The 5199-nt window shown below is 66.0% G+C and carries 7 protein-coding genes; 4 read left to right on the top strand and 3 right to left on the bottom strand.

Features of this window, described 5'->3' with window-relative positions; genetic code table 11:
* The 3 genes from Q4C89_RS11630 to Q4C89_RS11620 all read right to left on the bottom strand — a co-directional run.
* On the bottom strand, window positions 1–911 hold a 911-nt coding region (locus Q4C89_RS11630; protein ID WP_303102781.1), incomplete at its 3' end, for a tRNA (guanosine(46)-N(7))-methyltransferase TrmB.
* Window positions 908–1657, bottom strand: coding sequence for an FAD-dependent oxidoreductase (locus tag Q4C89_RS11625; protein WP_303102780.1), 750 nt, complete (start codon window positions 1655–1657; stop codon window positions 908–910). The genes Q4C89_RS11625 and Q4C89_RS11630, both read right to left, overlap by 4 nt.
* A 30-nt stretch (window positions 1658–1687) precedes the next feature.
* Window positions 1688–2476 (bottom strand): hypothetical protein, encoded by a 789-nt coding sequence (locus Q4C89_RS11620; protein WP_303102779.1) that lies wholly within the window; start codon window positions 2474–2476, stop codon window positions 1688–1690.
* A gap of 33 nt (window positions 2477–2509) precedes the next feature.
* Between Q4C89_RS11620 and Q4C89_RS11615 the strand changes: the two genes are divergently transcribed.
* The 4 genes from Q4C89_RS11615 to gluQRS form a co-directional block, all read left to right on the top strand.
* Window positions 2510–3397, top strand: coding sequence for an RluA family pseudouridine synthase (locus Q4C89_RS11615; RefSeq protein WP_303102778.1), 888 nt, complete (start codon window positions 2510–2512; stop codon window positions 3395–3397).
* 37 nt (window positions 3398–3434) lie between these two features.
* On the top strand, window positions 3435–4046 hold the full coding sequence (locus tag Q4C89_RS11610; protein WP_303102777.1) for a ParA family protein: 612 nt from the start codon (window positions 3435–3437) through the stop codon (window positions 4044–4046).
* Entirely contained in the window at window positions 4046–4273 is a 228-nt protein-coding gene (locus Q4C89_RS11605) for a hypothetical protein (protein WP_303102776.1), read from the top strand. Before Q4C89_RS11610 ends, Q4C89_RS11605 begins: the two co-directional genes overlap by 1 nt.
* A 35-nt stretch (window positions 4274–4308) precedes the next feature.
* Window positions 4309–5199, top strand: an 891-nt coding sequence (gene gluQRS, locus Q4C89_RS11600; RefSeq protein WP_303102775.1) for a tRNA glutamyl-Q(34) synthetase GluQRS, incomplete at its 3' end; no start/stop codon positions are given.

The following is a 5199-nucleotide window of genomic DNA, read 5'->3' as shown; positions in this document are numbered from 1 at the left end:
CCTACCGCCGCCTTGACTCCTGGCGTGATAATCGGGCCGCCGAATTTGGCGAGGCGCACCAGATGCGTGCCGTCTTCGCGCTCGGTGATGCCGACCAGCACCTCCTGCGTCAGGTCGCCCTCTACGACGTGGGCCAGCGCCACCCAGCCGCCGCGCCGCAAGGTCACGTAGAGGTCGAGCAGCACCACCGTCCAGTGGGGGCCGCGCACCGTCTGTTTCTGGAAGGCTTGAGGCGCGAAGTCGGCGGGCAGGGTCAGCACGGCGTGGGGCACGTTGGGGTCACTCTCCAGGTAGGGGGCGAAGGGCAAGAAGGCGGCGGGGGTCGGCGCAATCGGCACGAAGCGGGCGTGGTTGGCCCCCAGCCCCAGGTCGCGCCACTTGAGGGCGTACTTGGTTTCCAGTGCGGCAGTGGGCGGTTCGGTACGCTCCACCCGCATGACGCCGCTGGCCTCGGCCTGGGCGCAAGCGAATTCAAAATATTCGTCGTGGTCGGTGGTCAGCAGCACCGCGCCGCCCGATTTGAGGCGACTGGCGGCCTGCCGAAAAAACGGCACGCGCAGCAGGCGGTGATCTTCGTGGCCCGCCTTGGGCCAGGGGTCAGGGAAATTGACGACGATGGCGTCCAGACTTGCGGGTGGAATCACCCCCGGCAGCAGCACTTCGGCGGGCAGCTTGGTCAGGATGGCGTTGTCCAGCCCCGCGTCCTTCAGGCGGCGGTGGGCCTTGAGCAGCGACGTGCCGCTGATTTCTACGCCCAGATAGTTGGGCGCTTCGGCAAAAGTGCGGGCGTAGTGGGGCCAGAATCGGCCATCGCCAAAGCCGATTTCCAGCACCCAGGGCCGCGTGGGGGTTTGGGGGTACAGGCGGGCGGGGTCGTCGGGAAAACGAAAGTCTCCGAGGCGATAAATCATGCCAGTTCTCCAGCGAGGCGGGCGGCGTCCTGCAAGACCGAGGCGTAGGTATGTTCGCCCGGAGTGCAGCGGCCCAGCATCCGCACCCGCTCCAGCCTGTTTACGCGAAAGCCGTCCAGTTCACTCGGCGCAGGTGTCAGAAAACGCACCGCGTAGTCGGGCGCACCCTCGGCAGCGGCGGCAGTCTGCTCCGCGCCCACCAGCCACACGCCGCTCATGGTCAGGTCGTCCGCCAGAAAATCGTAGGCGACTTCGGACAATCGGCCCGCGTCCTCCATCGTGTCGCCAATCAGCAGGCGGCCCTTGAGAAACGCGCCGACAGCGAGAACCACCGTTCGGGCGTGCAGTTGCGGGCCTTCCCAGGTGGACAGCGTGACTTGCTCCTCTGTCTCGTCCAGCGCCGTCACGCAGCTTTGCAGCAGGTGAATGCCGCTCGTTCCCTCAATTTCAGCCTTGAGCAGACGGTGGAACGTCCAGCCGTCCACATCGGGGGCCATTTGCGCGGCAACTTTGGCAAACACGCTCTCAGGCGGAAAACCTGCGCCCTCAATCGTCGGCTGGTAGAGGTTGCCGAGGGTGTCCAGCGCCTGCGACACCAGCAGCACGTCCCGGCCCGCGTGGGCCAGTCGCCAGGCCAGTTCAGTGCCCGCAAGTCCCGCGCCGACCACCGCCACGTCGTACAGATGCCCCGGCTGCGGCTGGCTGCGGGGCGAAGAAGGGCCGAAAATGGGAGGGCCTTGGGTCATCGGGGAGGAGTTTAGCGAAAGGCAACAGCTTCAAGACGAGAAAGTCTGAAGCCGCACCTCTATTTCGGACGTTAATTTGGGGTCAAGCCGTAATCCCAGCTCTGTTTGCAGTGTTTTGACCCATTGCCAAGCAGCCGCGTAATTCTGAGCGAGGTTATCCAAGCTCCCCGCAGTCGCAGCGTACCGTTCCAGCGATTCCTGGCTAAGCTCCCGTTCTGCCAAGCGCGCAGGGGTCAGCCAGTGCTGCGTCGCTCGTTCCTGAAGTCGTGCCAGCCGCAACAGGGCACCCCTTACCCATCCCAGCAGCTCCAGAGCGCGAATCCGCTCGCCTCGCGCCAACACGTTGAGGCCAAAGCACAACCAGCCGACGAGTCGGTCAAAAATAAGCTGAGCGTCCACATCCTCTGTCGGGGGAATCTGTGCCGTCATCTGTGCCAGCAGCCGGGCCAGGCGACCATCGGCATCCTTGACCAGCATCCGCTCGGGGAACAGGTTCTCGTTGGCCCAGTCCAGAATTTGCTCCAAGTCATCCACGTGTTTGCTATGCAGTTCGACCCGTAGCAGCCCACTCAGCACAAAATTCGGTGTGCCGAAGTCGTTTACAAAAGCGTGCAGAATTCGCCAGGGCGTCCCACTGAGCACTTCCCGCAACCACTTCTCCGCGTCCACAGGTTCCTCACTCCAGCAGTAATATTCGGCGTCGCTGAACTCGTCGGCGGTCCCTTGCGTCAGGCTGCCATACGCGAGAGCATAGGCGAGGTGCGGGTCACGTTGCAGCGCACTCCTGAGGTGAGTGTCGAGTTGCCAGAGGGAGCACATGACCCGATTGTAGACAGACCTCACCCCCTTCCTATGCTCAACTCCGGCTACGCCTACCCCTCCCACATCCAGCGCGGCGGTCTCAGCGTGCTGGACTACCTGACCCGCGAGTTTCGCCACTCTCCCCGCGAAGTCTGGGCGGCGCGGCTCTCGGCAGGTGAGGTGGAGGTGGACGGCGTGACCGTCACGGGCGGCGAAACGCTGCGGGCAGGGCAACGGCTGGTGTGGCACCGCCCGCCCTGGCAGGAACCCGAGGTGCCGCTCCATTTCGAGGTGCTGTACGAGGACGCCGACCTGCTCGCGGTGTCCAAGCCCTCTGGACTGCCGACCATGCCAGGCGGTGGCTTTCTGGAACACACGCTGCTGATGGGGGTGCGCCAGCGTTGGCCCACGGCCTCACCGCTGCACCGTCTGGGACGGGGGACTTCGGGGCTGGTGGTGTTCTCGCTGACGCGGGAAGCGGGGGCCGCCCTACTGCGCGACTGGCGCGAACACCGCATTCGCAAGATTTACCGTGCGCTGAGCGCGGGCCGGGCCGAGCAGGACGAGTACGACATCACCGCGCCGATTGGCCCCGTGGGGCACGCCAAACTGGGCGAAGTGTTCGCGGCAACTTCGGGGGGCAAACCCGCCCGCTCACTGGCCCGCGTGCTGGAACGCCGCCCCGACACAACGCTTTTTGAAGTAGAGATTTTCACGGGCAGGCCGCATCAGATTCGCATTCATCTGGCGTCGGTGGGATTGCCGCTCGCGGGCGACCCGCTGTATCTGTCGGGCGGAATTGCTCGCCCAGACGCGCTGCCGGGCGACCTGGGCTACCTGCTGCACGCCCACACGCTGGGGCTGACGCATCCCCGCACGGGTGAGCAGCTCAGCTTGGAAGCCCCGCCGCCTCTCCCACTGCGGCACGTGACGGGCTGACAACTTTTGAGGCCCCTTTTGCTAGGGTGGGCCGGATATGCCGAAAATCATCGCCATCACGTCCGAAAAAGGTGGCGTGGGCAAGAGCACCCTCGCTGTCCACCTCGCCGGAGCCTGCCACGAACGCGGCCTTGCCATCGCCCTCATCGACGAAGACGGGCGGGTGGGCAGTGCGCTGCGCTGGGCAGGCCGGGGAGAAGGTGGACTGGGCTTTCCCGTGCTGGACGCCGACGAAGTCAAACCCAAGAAACTGGCCGACCTGGACGCCGTCATCATCGACACCGAGGGCCGTCCCAAACGCAAGGAACTGCGCGAACTCGCCGGGCGGGCCGACCTGATTCTGGTGCCCAGCGGCGTGTCGGCCCTGGAACTGGAATCCACCCGCGAACTGCTCGATTTCTTCGAGGACGAGGACGCCGCCCGCAAGGTGCGCGTGGTGCTGACCCGCGTGCCCCCGACCGGGCAGGCTGCCGAGCAGACCCGCGACGACCTGCGCGACGACGGCTGGACGGTCTGCAATACCCCGGTGCGCCACTACGCCGCCTACCAGAAGGCCGCCGAAGCCGGAACCCTGTGCCGCGACGTGCGCGACCCCCGCGCCGAAGCCGCCTGGGACGATATCCTGCGCCTGTCGCGCGAGGTGATTTGATGGGCCGATTCGACTATCTGGACGGCAAGAAAAAGACCAAGCCCACCAAGAAAACCCCCGCCCCCGACGGCAGGCACAAGGGCGAAACGGGCGAACGGGTCGAACCCGTGTATGTCCGTAAGGAAACCGTGCGGGCGGTGTGGCGCGAGGTGAAAAAAGACGGCGGCGAAAGCGTCAGCGAACTGGTCGAGGATTTGCTGCTGCGCTGGTTGCGCGAACGGGCCTGAATCCCTGACCCTTTCCATCTCTTACCCTGTAGGGCATGCCCCTCACAGGCCGATTTGCCCCCAGTCCCACCGGAGCCATGCACCTCGGCAATGCCCGCACCGCGCTGCTGGCGTGGCTTCATTCGCGGGCGCTGGGGGCGCGGCATCTCCTGCGTTTTGAAGACCTGGACACCGGGCGGGTGCGCGACTGGGCCTACGACCTGACCCGGCGCGACCTGGAATGGCTGGGCCTCGACTGGGACGCCGAGTTCCGGCAGTCGGAGCGGTTGGAAGTGTATGCCGCCGTGCTGCCGCGTCTGGAGACCTACGCCTGCACCTGTACCCGCAAGGAAATCGTGGCCGCCGTGCAGGACAGTGCCGGAGCGCCGCACGGGGCCGAACTGGTCTATCCCGGCCTGTGCCGCCACCAGCCGCCGCAACCGGGCCGCCCCGCTGCTCAGCGTTGGCAGGTGCCGGAGCGCGAAATCTGCGTCACCGACGCCCTGACCCACGAGCGGCTGTGTCAGTTCCTGCCGACAGAGGTGGGCGACTTTGTGCTGCGGCGCAACGACGGCGTGTACGCCTACCACTTCGCGGTGGTGGTGGACGACGCGCTGATGGGCGTCACCGACGTGGTGCGCGGGCAAGACCTCTGGACAGCCACGCCAAGGCAAGTCGCCCTGCAACAGACCCTGGGGGTGCCCAGCCCCCGCTACCTGCATGTGCCCCTGATGACCGATTTTCGCGGCGAACGGCTCGCCAAGCGCGGTGGAGCCGCTCCCCTCAGCCAGTGGCGCGAACAGGGGGCCAGCCCGCACAGACTGCTGGCGGCGCTGGCGCACTCGCTGCCCTGGCCCGCATTTCAGGCTGTGCCGTCCGAAGTGCGGGCCAGCGAGTTGGTCGAGGTGTGGCGTGAGGAGATTTTGCCCAGCCTTAACTACCTCGAA

Source organism: Deinococcus sp. (assembly GCF_030523985.1).
In the GTDB taxonomy this organism is placed as follows: Bacteria; Deinococcota; Deinococci; order Deinococcales; family Deinococcaceae; genus Deinococcus.
Note: the sequence above shows the minus strand (reverse complement) of the source record. Positions and strands in the feature narration are given on the sequence as shown.

Coding starts and splice junctions, on each gene's coding strand:
- Q4C89_RS11615 (WP_303102778.1), top strand. CDS start 2,510: ATGCTCAACTCCGGCTACGCCTACCCCTCCCACATCCAGCGCGGCGGT.
- Q4C89_RS11605 (WP_303102776.1), top strand. CDS start 4,046: ATGGGCCGATTCGACTATCTGGACGGCAAGAAAAAGACCAAGCCCACC.
- Q4C89_RS11625 (WP_303102780.1), bottom strand. CDS start 1,657: ATGACCCAAGGCCCTCCCATTTTCGGCCCTTCTTCGCCCCGCAGCCAG.
- Q4C89_RS11620 (WP_303102779.1), bottom strand. CDS start 2,476: ATGTGCTCCCTCTGGCAACTCGACACTCACCTCAGGAGTGCGCTGCAA.
- Q4C89_RS11610 (WP_303102777.1), top strand. CDS start 3,435: ATGCCGAAAATCATCGCCATCACGTCCGAAAAAGGTGGCGTGGGCAAG.